10 protein-coding genes are annotated in these 13,870 nt (G+C 68.1%); 7 read left to right on the top strand and 3 right to left on the bottom strand.

Going from position 1 to position 13,870, the window contains the following annotated elements; all coding sequences use genetic code 11:
* Window positions 1-6: 6 nt before the first annotated feature.
* From benC to WKC72_RS10980, 3 genes are all read left to right on the top strand, one after another.
* Complete coding sequence (gene benC / locus WKC72_RS10990; RefSeq protein ID WP_370182591.1) at window positions 7-1,545, top strand: benzoate 1,2-dioxygenase electron transfer component BenC; 1,539 nt, start codon at window positions 7-9, stop codon at window positions 1,543-1,545.
* Window positions 1,542-2,336 carry a 1,6-dihydroxycyclohexa-2,4-diene-1-carboxylate dehydrogenase gene (locus tag WKC72_RS10985; RefSeq protein WP_037225722.1) on the top strand — a complete coding sequence of 265 codons (795 nt, stop codon included), beginning with the start codon at window positions 1,542-1,544 and terminating at the stop codon, window positions 2,334-2,336. Before benC ends, WKC72_RS10985 begins: the two co-directional genes overlap by 4 nt.
* Window positions 2,337-2,482: 146 nt before the next feature.
* Entirely contained in the window at window positions 2,483-3,835 is a 1,353-nt protein-coding gene (locus tag WKC72_RS10980) for an aromatic acid/H+ symport family MFS transporter (protein ID WP_037225726.1), read from the top strand.
* Here the strand turns inward: WKC72_RS10980 and WKC72_RS10975 are convergent.
* Complete coding sequence (locus tag WKC72_RS10975; protein ID WP_052032818.1) at window positions 3,811-4,878, bottom strand: 2-oxoacid:ferredoxin oxidoreductase subunit beta; 1,068 nt, start codon at window positions 4,876-4,878, stop codon at window positions 3,811-3,813. The two genes, WKC72_RS10980 and WKC72_RS10975, sit on opposite strands and share 25 nt — an antisense overlap.
* 5 nt (window positions 4,879-4,883) lie before the next feature.
* Window positions 4,884-6,818: a 2-oxoacid:acceptor oxidoreductase subunit alpha gene (locus WKC72_RS10970; RefSeq protein ID WP_370182589.1), complete on the bottom strand. Its 1,935-nt coding sequence runs from the start codon at window positions 6,816-6,818 to the stop codon at window positions 4,884-4,886.
* 122 nt (window positions 6,819-6,940) lie between these two features.
* Here WKC72_RS10970 and WKC72_RS10965 point away from each other — a divergent pair, with 122 nt between their 5' ends.
* From WKC72_RS10965 to WKC72_RS10955, 3 genes are all read left to right on the top strand, one after another.
* Window positions 6,941-9,643, top strand: a complete 2,703-nt coding sequence (locus tag WKC72_RS10965) for an AAA family ATPase (RefSeq protein ID WP_370182588.1) — start codon at window positions 6,941-6,943, stop codon at window positions 9,641-9,643.
* Between the two features lie 103 nt (window positions 9,644-9,746).
* On the top strand, window positions 9,747-10,583 hold the full coding sequence (locus WKC72_RS10960; RefSeq protein ID WP_370182587.1) for a class I SAM-dependent methyltransferase: 837 nt from the start codon (window positions 9,747-9,749) through the stop codon (window positions 10,581-10,583).
* A gap of 164 nt (window positions 10,584-10,747) precedes the next feature.
* Window positions 10,748-12,037, top strand: a complete 1,290-nt coding sequence (locus tag WKC72_RS10955) for a DUF222 domain-containing protein (RefSeq protein WP_370182586.1) — start codon at window positions 10,748-10,750, stop codon at window positions 12,035-12,037.
* 8 nt (window positions 12,038-12,045) lie between these two features.
* On the opposite strand, the gene WKC72_RS10950 is transcribed toward WKC72_RS10955, so the two are convergent.
* A complete protein-coding gene (locus tag WKC72_RS10950; protein WP_370182584.1) occupies window positions 12,046-12,714 on the bottom strand; it encodes a hypothetical protein in 669 nt (222 codons plus the stop codon).
* Between the two features lie 106 nt (window positions 12,715-12,820).
* Between WKC72_RS10950 and WKC72_RS10945 the strand changes: the two genes are divergently transcribed.
* Window positions 12,821-13,828 (top strand): NAD(P)H-dependent glycerol-3-phosphate dehydrogenase, encoded by a 1,008-nt coding sequence (locus tag WKC72_RS10945; RefSeq protein WP_037225735.1) that lies wholly within the window; start codon window positions 12,821-12,823, stop codon window positions 13,826-13,828.
* Window positions 13,829-13,870: the final 42 nt, after the last annotated feature.

Here is a 13,870-nt window from a genome sequence, read left to right as displayed (position 1 = left end):
TTTTCCATGACTTTCCAAGTTGCACTGAGTTTCGAGGACGGGATCACCCGCTTCATCAAGTGTGACGGCGACGAGACGGTCGCCGACGCGTCCTACCGCGCGCGCATCAACATTCCGCTCGACTGTCGAGACGGGGCGTGCGGCACCTGCAAGTCGCTCTGCGAATCCGGCACGTACGACGGCGGCGACTACATCGAGGAAGCGCTCACCGACGAAGAAGCGGAGCAGGGGTACTGCCTGCCGTGCCAGATGATGCCGGAAAGCGATCTGGTGCTGCAGATCCCGACCACGTCCGACGTCGCCAAGACCGCCGCGGGCACGTTCTCGTCGACGGTCACGGAGATCCGCAAGTTCTCCGACACCACCATCGGGTTCACGATCGAGATCGCGAACCGGGACGACCTCGTCTTCCTCCCCGGCCAGTACGTGAACATCACCGTTCCCGGGACCGAAGCGACGCGCTCGTACTCGTTCAGCACCGGACCCACGTCGAAGGAACTGTCGTTCCTGGTCAAGATCACCGACGGTGGCCTGATGTCGGAGTACCTGCGTAGCCGCGCACAGGTCGGCGACACGCTCGAGTTCACCGGCCCGATGGGAAGCTTCTTCCTCCGCGAGCAGAAGCGTCGCGCCCTGCTGCTGGCCGGCGGCACCGGGCTGGCCCCGCTGTTGTCGATCCTCGACAAGATGCGCACCGACGCCGCCGACCAACCCGTGCACCTGGTCTACGGCGTCTCGTCCGACGCGGACCTGGTGGAACTGGACAAGCTCGAGGAATACACGAAGTCCCTGCCCCAGTTCACGTTCGACTACTGCGTGTCCGACCCGGCGAGCAGTGCACCGAACAAGGGGTACGTGACCGGGCTGTTCGAGCCCGCCCACCTGAACGACGGCGATGTGGACGTGTACCTGTGCGGTCCGCCTCCCATGGTCGAGGCGGTGCGCGACCACCTGAAGTCGGAGGGTGTCACGCCGGTGAACTTCTACTTCGAGAAGTTCAACAACGCGGCGACGCCGAGTGGGTCGGAGGCCTCCGCACCGCCGGCAGCCGACACGGTCGAGGCGGCCCCCGAGTACGAGATCGGCGAGGAACACCAGCCTCTGTCCGAATCGGACGCACAGTTCGACGCCCGCATGGCGCTCGAACTCGGTGCGATGGAACTGACCATCGGCCGGATGACGAAGGAACAGCTGTCCGAGTACCGGATCCTCGCCGAGACCTCGTGCGAATCGATCGAGAACGACCACTTCACGGACGCAGGCGCCTTCACCGACACCAACGCCGCATTCCACGAATTCCTGTTCCGGTGCACCGCCAACGACGTGCTCCTTGAGGCGTACAACCGCCTGGAGGTCACGCAGCTCATGACGAAGGTGCTTCGCACCGCGGACTGGGTGGACGAGCACATCCAGCACGACCACCTCGACATCGTCACCGCGTTCGAGAAGGGTGACCGGGCCGCCGCCCACGACCTGATCGTCAGCCACAGCGCGCACGCCAAGGCCACCATGTGCCGCGCCATCGAGAGGAGTGCCGTCGCATGAGTGGACTCGTCACTCCGCACCGCTTCGACGGCAAGGTCGTCGCGGTCACCGGCGCAGCGCAGGGCATCGGCCTGACGGTCGCCACCCGGCTCGCGGCCGAGGGTGCGTCGCTGATCCTGATCGACCGCGCCGAACTCGTCCACGACGTCGCGAAGGGTTTGCGCGAGAACGGCACCGACGCGCACAGCATCACCGCCGATCTGGAACAGTTCGCCGACGCAGAGGCGGCGATCGACGAGGCGCGGCAGCAGCACGGCCGGCTCGACGTGCTGATCAACAACGTCGGCGGCACCATCTGGGCCAAGCCGTACGAGCACTACACCGCCGAGCAGATCCAGGCGGAGGTGCAGCGGTCGCTGTTCCCGACCCTGTGGACGTGCCGCGCCGTCCTCCCCCACCTCATCGCGCAGGAGTCGGGCACCATCGTCAACGTGTCCTCGGTGGCCACGCGGGGTGTCAACCGCGTGCCCTACGCGGCGTCGAAGGGCGGGGTCAACGCCCTGACCGCCTCTCTCGCTCTCGAGGCCGCACAGTACGGAATCCGCGTGGTGGCCACCGCTCCCGGCGGCACCGAGGCGCCCGCTCGCCGCGTTCCTCGCGGCCCCGGAGCGGAGACCGATCAGGAGAAGGCCTGGTACCAGCAGATCGTCGACCAGACGGTCGACTCGTCCCTGCTGAAGCGGTACGGAACGCTGGACGAGCAGGCCGCGGCCATCGTCTTCCTCGCCTCCGACGAGGCCACCTACATCACCGGGACGGTACTGCCCGTCGCCGGTGGCGACCTCGGCTAGCTGCCCACAGATCTCGACCGCCTCATCGGCGGGGCGCATTGCATCGTCTCGCCGGTGGGGCATTTTTCTACCTGAATTCACTTGTGACACAGCGCACTTATGAGCAAGACCCGGTTCCCCGTCACACCCACCGAGCGGAGATCACCATGAACCCATCCACCACCCCCGACACCTGGGCGAGTCCGAGACACCGCAGTGCCGTCACCTGGGTCGTCGCGATCGCCACGATCGCGATCATCTTCGACGGCTACGACCTGGTGGTCTACGGCACCATCCTCCCGACATTGATGAACGATCCCGGCCAACTCGGCGAGATCTCCGCGCAGCAGGCCGGTGCGCTGGGCTCGTACGCGCTCATCGGTGTCATGGTGGGCGCACTCACCGCCGGCGCCGTGGGCGACTACCTCGGCCGGAGGCGGATGATGCTCGTCAACATCGCCTGGTTCTCCATCGGGATGGGACTCGCCGCATTGGCCACCAACGTCACCATGTTCGGCCTGCTGCGATTCTTCACCGGCATCGGGGTCGGCGGCCTCGTCGCCACGGCCGGGGCGATGGTGGCGGAGTTCGCGCCTCCCGGGAAGCGGAACCTGTACAACGCCATCGTCTACAGCGGCGTCCCCGCCGGTGGGGTGCTCGCGTCCCTCCTCGCCATCGTCCTGCGCGACACGATCGGCTGGCGCGGCCTCTTCTGGATCGGCGCACTGCCCATCGTGATCCTGCTTCCGCTGGCGCTCGTGAAGCTGCCGGAGTCGCCGAAGTGGCTCGTCGCCCGAGGCCACGAGGACAAGGCCCGCCGCATCTCCGAACGTACCGGCATCCCGATGCCCGGCGCCGACGAGATCGCCGCGGAACGGGCCTCGGTCGAGAAGGTCGGCTTCGCCGCACTCGCGACGCGCCGTTACGCCTGGGGCACTGCGCTTCTCGGAATGATGAGCTTCTCCGGCCTCCTGCTCACGTACGGACTCAACACGTGGCTTCCGAAGATCATGGAGGACGCCGGTTTCAACGCGAAGGGTTCGCTGTCGTTCCTGCTCGTCCTCAACGGCGGCGCGATTCTCGGCGGCCTGATCGCCTCCAAGGTCGCCGACGGTATCGGACCGCAGCGCGTCGTCGCCACGACGTTCGGTCTCGCCGCACTCGCCCTGATCCTCCTGACGCTCGGCTTCCCGCTGCCGGTGCTCCTCGCGTCCGTCGCCGTCGCCGGAGTCGGCACCATCGGCACCCAGGTCCTGATCTACGGCTTCGTCTCCAACTATTACTCGACGTCCGCGCGCGGCGCCGGGGTGGCGTGGTGCGCCGGATTCGGCCGGCTGGGCGGCATCTTCGGCCCCCTGATCGGCGGAGCACTGATCAGCGCCGGCATCAGCAGCCAGGTGGCGTTCTACGTCTTCGCGGGCATCGCCGTCCTGGGCGGGATCGTGACGTTCTTCGTTCCGCGCGCACGGGTCACCCGCGCCGCGCCCGCGGCCGCCTACTCCACCGTCCAGGTGTCGTGACCGGTCAGCAGGCGCTGCAGCGAGCCGTCGTCGACGGGGTCCTTCTCCCGCGCGATCTCGTTCTGCAGGCGAACCATGTCGTCGTACGTGTCCCGCGTGACGCTGCGGAACACACCGGTCACGGTGTGGGTGAGGTCCTGGTCGGAGAGCCTCGACAGTGCGTACGCGTAGTCGGGGTCGTCGGTGTGGGCGTCGTGCACGACGATGTCGTCCCGGTCGACGTCGGCAGCCGCGACCACCTTCAGGCCGAAACCCGATCGGACGACACAGTATTCGCCTGCTCCGCCGAAGACGATCGGCTCGCCGTGGGTCAGCGGGATGAGGCGCTGCTCGGAACCCTCCTTGCGTAGGACGTCGAACGAGCCGTCGTTGAAGATCGGGCAGTCCTGGTAGATCTCCACGAACGACGTGCCGCGGTGGGCCGCCGCCTGCCGCAGCACCTCCGTCAGCCCCTTGCGGTCCGAGTCCATGGCTCGGGCCGCGAAGGTCGCCTCGGCTCCCAGCGCGAGGGAGAGCGTGTTGAACGGGTGGTCCACCGAACCCAGCGGCGTCGACTTGGTGACCTTGCCGACCTCCGAGGTCGGCGAGTACTGCCCCTTGGTCAGCCCGTAGATCCTGTTGTTGAACAACAGGATCGTCATGTTGACGTTTCTGCGCAGGGCATGGATGAGATGGTTGCCCCCGATCGACAGTGCGTCGCCGTCGCCGGTCACCACCCACACCGACAGGTCGGGGCGCGTCACCGCGAGACCCGTCGCGATGGCAGGCGCACGACCGTGGATCGAGTGCAGGCCGTACGTATCGAGGTAGTACGGGAACCGGCTCGAGCATCCGATACCGGAGACGAACATCAGGTTCTCGCGTCGGAGTCCCAACTCCGGCAGGAAACTTCGGATCGTGGCGAGGATGACGTAATCGCCGCACCCCGGACACCACCGGACCTCCTGGTCCGACGTGAAGTCCTTGGCCTTCTGCGGTTCGTCGGTCGTGGGCACGTGAGCGGTGGCGCTCAGTCCCAGATCTGCACCGACACGACTGATCATCTGTGTCACACCGATTCCTCCCACCGGGGTCCGGTCGATCGGTAGGTCGCCGACGCGAGCGCGCCGGTGGTCTTCGCGACCTCGTGCTCACGCAACGTTCCGGCCAGCGCGGAGTCGATCACGTCGTGCAGTTCGTCGCCGAGGAACGCGAGTCCCCGCACCTTCGTCACCGACTGCACGTCGACGAGGAACCTCGAACGGAGGATCATCGCGAGCTGGCCGAGATTCATCTCCGGTGCGACGACGGTCCCGTAGCTGCGCAGCACCGCACCGAGATTGGCGGGCAGCGGGTTGATGTTGCGCACGTGCACGTGGGCCACCTTCTTGCCCTCGCGGCGGGCCCGCCGGCAGGCCTCACCGATGGGCCCGTACGAGCTGCCCCACCCGACGAGCAGCAGGTCGGCCTCACCCGAGGGGTCGTCGACGACCGCGTCGGGAACGGCGATTCCGTCGATCTTGGCCTGACGCAACCGCACCATGAGGTCGTGGTTGGCGGGATCGTAGGAGATGTCGCCGCTGCCGTCGGCCTTCTCGAGTCCGCCGATGCGGTGTTCGAGCCCGGGCGTTCCCGGTATCGCCATGGCACGGGCGAGCGTCTCCCGGTCGCGCGCGTACGGTGCGAATTCGCCGTCCACCGGTGGTGCCGTGTCGCAGCCGGGGTCGATCCGGTCCAGTTCGGACACGTCCGGGATGGCCCACGGTTCGCTGCCGTTCGCGATGGCGCCGTCCGACAGCAACAGCACCGGTGTGCGGTACGTGAACGCGATCCGGGCGGCCTCGACCGCGGCATCGAAACAGTCCGCGGGTGAGCGCGGCGCGATCACGGCGACCGGCGACTCGCCGTTGCGTCCGTACATTGCCTGCAACAGATCCGACTGCTCGGTCTTCGTCGGGAGCCCGGTGGACGGGCCGCCGCGCTGGACGTCGATGACGAGCAGCGGGACCTCCGTCATCACCGCCAGCCCGATGGCTTCACTCTTCAACGCCAGTCCGGGTCCGGACGTGCTCGTCACACCGAGCGCACCCCCGATCGACGCGCCCAGCGCCGCGCCGATTCCGGCGATCTCGTCCTCGGCCTGGAACGTGGTGACGCCGAGATTCCGGTGCTTGCTCAGCTCGTGCAGGATGTCCGACGCCGGCGTGATCGGATAGGTGCCGAGGAAGACGTCCCGCGACGCCAGCCGTCCCGCGGTCACCACCCCGTAGGCCAGGGCCGTGTTCCCGGTGACCTGGCGATACGTTGCCGGTGGGAGCGTCGCCGCCGACACCTCGTACGTGGTCGCGAAGCTCTCCGTCGTCTCCCCGTAGTTCCACCCGGCCTTGAACGCGAGCAGGTTACCCTCCGCGATCTGCGGCTTCGCTGCGAACTTGGTCTGCAGGAACCGCTCGATGCTGTGGGTGGGGCGGTTGTACATCCACGACAGCAGTCCGAGCGCGAACATGTTCTTCGCCCGCTCGCCGTCCTTCCGGCTCAGTCCGGCGGGTTCGACCGCGCCGACCGTCAACGTCGACATCGCCACCGGATGCACCACGTAGTCCTCGAGGGAGTCGTCGTCGAGGGGGCTCGTGGCGTATCCGACCTTCGCGAGATTCCGCTTGGTGAACTCGTCCGTGTTCACGATGATCATGCCGCCGCGCGGCAGATCGTCCAGGTTCGCCTTCAACGCCGCCGGGTTCATGGCGACCAGGACGTCCGGGCGGTCGCCGGCCGTGAGGATGTCGTAGTCCGCGATCTGGATCTGGAACGACGACACACCGGGGAGCGTGCCCTGAGGCGCCCGGATCTCGGCGGGAAAGTTGGGCTGGGTGGCGAGGTCGTTGCCGAACGCCGCCGCCTCCGACGTGAACCGGTCGCCGGTCAACTGCATGCCGTCGCCGGAGTCTCCGGCAAAGCGGATCGCCACTCGCTCCAACTTCGTGGAGTTCGCCTCCGTCGTCATGAATGCACCGAATCCTTCGACTCGTAGTCGTTCTGACCAGCAGCTTCTAACCTCACGGTACAAGCGTTCCCAGTTTTCGCCAGGAACACGCCGAAATCAGGCGTCGCGATACGGTGAGTGGTGTGAGTGACCCAGGGAACATCGAGCTCGTCGGGCGTTCCCGCGAACTCGCCGAATTGGAGGCGATGCTGCGTGAGGCGGGCGAGAACGCGCCCGTCGTCGTGGTCGTCGAAGGCGTGCCGGGCATCGGCAAGACCTCTGTGATGGAACACTTCCTCGCGGTGCATCCCGACCTGCCGGCGTTCTCCGCGGTCTGCGCCCCGTGGGCGTCGGGCCATCCCTTCGGCGTCGCCGAACAGCTGCTCGGTGCCCCCGTGACGTCGAAGGACCCACTGGACGTCGCCCGCGAACTCGTCGCGGCAGTCGATCCGCCTGCCGGTGACGCGCCGTTCGTCTTCGTGCTCGACGATGCGCACTGGGCAGACCTCGCCTCGCTGCAGGCGCTGACCTCCGCCGTGCATCTGCTCGACCGACCCGCGATGATCGTCCTCGTCGCGAACTCGGAACCTCCCGACGGTATTCCCGCGGACGTCCTCGACCTCCTCGACCGGCATCGCCGGCATCGGATCCACGTCCGTCCGCTCGATGCGTCCGGCACCCGCAGACTTGCGAATACCCTTGCGCATATCGACCTTCCGGCCCCGGTGGCGCACCAGCTCGTTCAGCACACTGCGGGAAATCCGCGGCACCTCACGCAACTTCTGCAGGAAGTCGATCCCAGCGCCTGGGACCAGTGGCAGCCAGTGCTCCCGGTGCCCCGCATATTCGCGGCGAAAGTGCAGTCACAACTGTCGGCGTGCTCAGCGTCTGCCCGGGCGCTCGTCGAGTCGGCGGCGGTACTCGCCGGGGATCCCCGATTCGCCCACGCCGCGGCACTCGCCGGAATCGAGAACCCGGTGGAAGCGCTCGACGAAATCCATCGTGCCGGCCTTCTCACCGTCGGCGAGCGTCGCGGCGTGACCGTGCTGACCTTCCCGTCACCGCTCACCCGCGCCGCCGTCTACCGCAGCCTCGGGCCGATCCGACTGCGCGACCTGCACGATCATGCCGCACGGATCGTCGAGGACGAGGGCAGGCGACTGGACCATCGCGCCGCAGCGGCACCGTTCGCCGACCCGGCGCTCGCGGACGAACTGGACACCTACTCTGCGCAGAGGGCAACCGTCGGGGCGTGGTCGGCCGTCGCGGACGCATTGATCAAGTCGAGCCGCCTCACCGCGGACCGCGGCGAACGCGAACAACGCCTCATCCGGGCCGTCGACGCTCTCGTCGGTGCCAGTAACCTTCCCCAGGCACTGGCGTTCGCGCCGGAGATCGAGAGCTTCCCCGAGAGTCCGTTACGCGACGCCGTGCTCGGCTATCTCGCCATCCTCAGGGGACGACCCGCGGAGGCCGATCTGCTGCTCACCCAGTCGTGGACCGCATGCGACCCGGATACCGATCCGGGCACGGCCGCGCTGATCTGCCAGCGCCGGGTCCTGGACTCACTCGTCCGCTGGCACGGACCGGACCTCGTCGAATGGGCCAGCCGGGCCGTAGCTCTCGTCGATCCGGGCGATCCGTCGGCCGTCGAATCCGCCGCGATCATGGGACTCGGACTCGCTGCCACGGGTCGGATCGTGGAGGCACGAGCCGCCTACGACACGCTGTCCGCGAAGATCGCGCTCGGTGCCCAGTCCCAGCGCTTCGACATGGCCAGGGGTTGGCTCGATCTGGCGCTGGACGATCCCGAATCGGCGCGTCAGGAACTCGAGAGCGCCGTCCCCACGGCCTTCCGGATGGGCTCGACCCGCATCTCGCTGTGGGCGCAGGCCTGGCTGGCGCGAACGCAATTCGCCCTCGGCGACTGGAGCGGCGCCATCGCCACGGTCGATCGTGCGGGACACCAGCTCGAGGACGCCGCGCTCGACCTCGTCCGGCCCCTCGTGCACTGGACCGGCGCGCAGACGCACGCGCTGCGCGGAAACTGGCCCGCTGCGCACGAGCACCTCCGCCTCGCGGCTGCGAGTTCGCACGACTACCCGATGATGTTCATTCCGTCCTCCCTGGCACGCGCCCAGTGCGCCGAAGTGCAGGCCGACTACGCCACCGTCATCAGGGCGCTGGAGCCACTCACCCGCCTGCAACCGCGGGAGGGCATCGACGAGCCCGGCTTCTGGCAGTGGCCCGACGTCTACGCGAACGCGCTCGTGATGGCCGGTCGCGTCGACGACGCGGACGCCTTCCTCACCCCGCACGAGGAACGCGCCGCGGAGCGCGGGCACCGGTCGGCGATGGCTCGTCTCGGTTACGCCCGCGGTCGCGTCGCCGGGGCGCGCGGCGACATCGACGCCGCCCGGGAGGTGTTCGAGACGGCTTTGACGCACCTCGACACCCTTCCCCTCCCCTACGATCGCGCCCGGGTGAACTTCGCGTACGGCCAGACCCTGCGCCGGGCAGGCAAGCGACGCGAAGCGGACGCTGTCATGCAGGCCGCCCGGGAGGGGTACTTCGCGCTCGGAGCCACCTCCTACGTGCAGCGGTGCGACCGCGAACTCAAGGCCGGGGGCCTCAACCTCAAACGCAGCCGGTTCACGCTCGAGGAACTGACTCCGCAGGAACGGGCCGTGACCGAACTCGTCGCGGGTGGCGCCAGCAACAAGGAGGCGGCCGGCGAGTTGTTCCTGTCCGTCAAGACCGTGCAGTACCACCTGACCCGGGTCTACGCGAAGCTCGGCATCCGCTCGCGCAGCGAACTCGCGGCGCAGTTCCGCGACCAGGAGTGACGTCCGGGGTGACGGGAACCTACCCCGAGGGTGCCTGTTCGGGGCCTCGTCGTCGGGCCAGGCTGGATCTCGACCGATGCAGCCGACCCACCGGAGTACCGAGATGGATGACACGATCGACGCAGTGCAAGCCGACCGCGACCTGAAGAACAAACACCGCGCCATGTGGGCTCGCGGCGACTACCCCGCCCTCGCCACCGACATCATCGCCGGCCTCGGGCCCGCCCTGGTCCGGGCGAGCCGGATCAGGCCCGGTGACCGTGTTCTCGACGTCGCGGCCGGCTCCGGCAACGCCGCCATCCCTGCGGCGCTGTACGGCGCGAGCGTCGTGGCCGGGGACCTCACCCCCGAACTGTTCGACGCCGGACGCCGCCGGGCCGCCGAACTCGGCGCCGAGGTGGAGTGGCGCGAAGCCGATGCCGAGGCCATGCCGTTCGCCGACAACGAGTTCGACACCGTGATGTCGTGTGTCGGTGTCATGTTCGCCCCGCACCATCAGGCGAGCGCCGACGAACTCGTCCGCGTCTGCCGGCCGGGAGGGACGATCGGCCTGCTCAGCTGGACCCCCGAGGGTTTCATCGGCCAGATGTTCGCAACGATGAAACCGTATGCACCCCCGCCCCCGCCGGGCGCGCAGCCCCCGCCGCTGTGGGGCCGAGAGGAACACGTCCGGGCGTTGTTCGGCCACCGCGTCACCGACATCGTGGCCACCCGGCACACCGTGCGCATCGATCAGTTCCGGTCGCCCGAGGACTTCCGTGACTACTTCAAGACCCGCTACGGTCCGACGATCGCCGTGTACCGGAACATCGCCGACGACCCCGCCCGAGTCGCCGCGCTGGACCACGAACTCGCCGATCTCGCCCGTCGTTTCGACCACGGCACCGACGGCACCGTGATGAACTGGGAATACCTCCTCCTCACCGCACGGAAGTGGTAGCGAGATCGACGACGATCGTGCTCTCGTTTCCCGGGTCGGCAGCGCCGGCCTCCTGCCACCCCGACCATGCACACGTTTCCCAGTCGGCGATTCGGGTATTGCCCGGTCCGAACTCGGTTGCTAGAGTCGAACACAGTTTCGAATAACCTTGGGGGAGGTTGGTTGTGGGGGAAGTGGTAGCGCCGGATCTGGCCGAGTTGCGTGCGTTCGCGGCCCGGCTGCGAGTGGTTTCCGCCGACGGGGATGCGGGGTTGGGGATCGACCTACTCGATGCGATCGAGATGCTGAAGTCGGTCGGGTGTGCGGCGCAGGCGGTGATCACCGACGACGTCGCCACCCGCATCCGCGCGGACCGGAGGGCGGCGGGGTTGCCGCGAGCGGATTGGGATCGCGGCATCGCCTCGCAGATTGCGTTGGCGCGCAGGGAATCCCCGAACCGCGGCGGCCGGCATCTCGATTTCGCGCAGGCCCTGGTGCACGAGATGCCGCACACTCTGGCCCTGTTGCGGTCGGGCCGGTTGAACGAATGGCGCGCCACGTTGCTGGTGCGGGAAACGGCGTGCCTGTCGGCCGCGGATCGGGGAAACGTGGACCGCCGGTTGTGTTCGGACCCGGCCACTCTCGACGGGGTCGGCGACCGCGGGCTGATCGCACGGGCGAAAGCATTGGCGGTCGAACTCGACGCCGCGGCGGTCGTGGCCCGGCATCGCAAAGCGGTGTCGGAGCGTCGGGTCACGACCCGTCCGGCGCCGGATTCGATGGCGTATCTGAGCGTGCTGATGCCGGTCGAGCAGGCGGTGTGCCTGCAGGCCACGCTCGGCCGGGATGCGGACAGCCTGATCGCCACCGGGAACAGTGGTGGTCGTACTCGTAATCAGTTGATGGTGGACTTGTTGTTCGACCGCGGCACCGGAGCATCAGTGGCGCCGGGTGTGCCGGTGGCAGTGAACCTCGTGCTCTCGGACGAGACACTGCTGGCGGGTGGGCACGAGGCCGCGCAGTTGCAGGAGTTCGGGCCGGTGCCGGCGGGAATCGCGCGGCAGTTGGTGGCCAATTCTGTCGATGCCGACGCGGAGACGGCGTTGCGGCGGGTGTATTCGTGCCCGCAGTCGGGAGCGTTGACGGCGATGGAGTCACAGTCGCGCACGTTCCCGAAGAGCCTACGACAGCTGATCGACCTGCGGGACCGGACGTGCCGCACCCCGTGGTGTGATGCGCCGATCCGGCATCACGACCACATCCGCTCCCGCCGAGAATCCGGTGCCACGACGGCGGACAACGGGTCCGGGCTGTGCGAGGCCTGCAACTACGCGAAGGAAGCGCCGGGCTGGACTGCCCGACCGGTACACAACCCCGGCGGCACCCACCTCATCGACCTGGGCACCCCGACCGGGCACCACTACCGCTCGGCCGCGCCGCCGCTCCCGGACCCGGCGCATCTGCGCGCGTCATGACAGCGCGATCACGCCTGGACGACGCCGACCACCGGGGCGTAATCACATGGCGGCAACGCCCGGCTGGTGTTGTCGAGGATGCTCCCGAAGACGACGAACACGATTGTGCCCCTGCCTGTCTCGAGGGTGTTGGACAGCGTGACGATGAAATCGGCGGGCCGCTCCTGATACAGCGGCGCTCGCCCCGACTGCATGGTGGTGAGGTTCAGCCAGGCGACCTCGACGAGGTCGGCCTGCAGCGGCGACGACATTGCCGTGTTCATCCCGCTGAAGAAGACATTGACCTTCCCCGGCGAAATGACAGGGACAGGCAGGTTCTCGTCGACGGCGGGGCCGGCTACCGCGCGGGCGATACCGACCGAATCGTTCTGCTCTCCGAAGCCGGCCGGGAGGCAGTCGGCGGCGGTGGTGTCGTACAGGAATGGCTGGGCTGTGCCCTCGACGAGATGAACCGATCGGGGGAAGTAGTTGTAGCGCGGTGTGCCCGCGGCGATGCGCCCGATGGTGGTCGTGATCGACTCCGCGGTGCGGGTGCTGATCGGCATGGCGGCCGACTGGAGGGCGGCTCGCACTGCCGCCGCGTCGCCGAGCGGCGGGGGTGCACCGTGCGCCTCACCGGCTGCCATGGAGACGAGCACACCGACACACGCCGCAAGTCCAGCAATTCGTCCACGCATGAATGGATGCTAGCGGCCACAGGGACTTGCCGAATCAGCTTCGTGAACGTCCGGCAAGTGCCAGGCTTGAGGTCATGGACAGCATCAACTCGATGGGTGATCGGTAATGGCCCGCCCGGTGCGCGTCGTCGTGCTCGGCGCCGGCTCGTGGGGAACGACGGTGGCAGGTCTCGCCGCCCACAACACACCGACCCTGCTGTGGGCGCGGAACTCGGATACTGCCGACGAGATCAACAACGAGCACCGCAACTCCCGCTATCTCGGCGACCGCCCACTCCCCGACTCCATACGCTCCACATCCGACCTGGTGGAAGCGGCCCAGGAAGCCGACGTTCTCGTGGTCGGGGTGCCGTCGCACGCCGTCCGCAGCACCCTCGCTCAGATCGCCAACGAGGTGCGGGCGTGGGTGCCGGTGCTGTCGCTGGCGAAGGGGCTGGAGCCGGGAACGCGACTGCGACCCACCGAGGTGATCGCCGAGTGCCTGCCCGGTCACCCGGTCGGGCTTCTCGCGGGCCCGAATATTGCGCGGGAGATCGTCGACGGACTCGCCGCGGCGTCGGTCGTCGCCACCCAGGATGTTCGGGTGGCCACCGCGTTGCAGCCGTTGTTCGCGTCCGCCGTGTTCCGCGTGTACCGGAACACCGACGTGCTGGGCTGCGAACTCGGCGGTGTGCTGAAGAACATCGTGGCCATCGCCTCGGGGATGGCCGACGGACTGGACGTCGGCGACAACACGCGCGCGATGGTCCTGGCACGAGGGTTGGCCGAGATGACCCGGCTGGGTGAGGCGATGGGCGCGAATCCGCGGACATTCGCGGGACTCACCGGGGTGGGAGACCTGATCGCCACGTGCATGGCCCCGAGCTCGCGCAACCGGCGGGTGGGCGAGTTCATCGCCCGCGGCATGACGGTCGACGAGGCCGTCGCCAAGTTGGGGCAGGTGGCCGAGGGTGTGAAGACCGCCCCCACCGTGATGGAGCTGGCCCGCGACTACAACGTGGACATGCCCATCGCCGCCGAGGTCGAGGCGGTGGTCGCGGGTCGGCAGACGCCGGAGGGCGCCTACCGTGGCCTGCGGAAAGTCGCTGCCGGCGGCGAGCATGAGGTGGCGTGACCGCACAACTGCAACCGGCAGTAGCACTATCTAGACGTTTCT

Origin of the sequence: Rhodococcus wratislaviensis, from assembly GCF_041228765.1 — a bacterium.
Classification (GTDB): Bacteria; Actinomycetota; Actinomycetes; order Mycobacteriales; family Mycobacteriaceae; genus Rhodococcus_F; species Rhodococcus_F wratislaviensis.
Note: the sequence above shows the minus strand (reverse complement) of the source record. Positions and strands in the feature narration are given on the sequence as shown.

Bases quoted from the DNA above. Each gene is read 5' to 3' on its own strand.
- WKC72_RS10985 (WP_037225722.1), top strand. From the start codon at position 1,542: ATGAGTGGACTCGTCACTCCGCACCGCTTCGACGGCAAGGTCGTCGCG.
- WKC72_RS10950 (WP_370182584.1), bottom strand. From the start codon at position 12,714: ATGCGTGGACGAATTGCTGGACTTGCGGCGTGTGTCGGTGTGCTCGTC.
- WKC72_RS10980 (WP_037225726.1), top strand. From the start codon at position 2,483: ATGAACCCATCCACCACCCCCGACACCTGGGCGAGTCCGAGACACCGC.
- WKC72_RS10975 (WP_052032818.1), bottom strand. From the start codon at position 4,878: ATGATCAGTCGTGTCGGTGCAGATCTGGGACTGAGCGCCACCGCTCAC.
- WKC72_RS10945 (WP_037225735.1), top strand. From the start codon at position 12,821: ATGGCCCGCCCGGTGCGCGTCGTCGTGCTCGGCGCCGGCTCGTGGGGA.
- WKC72_RS10960 (WP_370182587.1), top strand. From the start codon at position 9,747: ATGGATGACACGATCGACGCAGTGCAAGCCGACCGCGACCTGAAGAAC.
- WKC72_RS10970 (WP_370182589.1), bottom strand. From the start codon at position 6,818: ATGACGACGGAGGCGAACTCCACGAAGTTGGAGCGAGTGGCGATCCGC.
- benC (WP_370182591.1), top strand. From the start codon at position 7: ATGACTTTCCAAGTTGCACTGAGTTTCGAGGACGGGATCACCCGCTTC.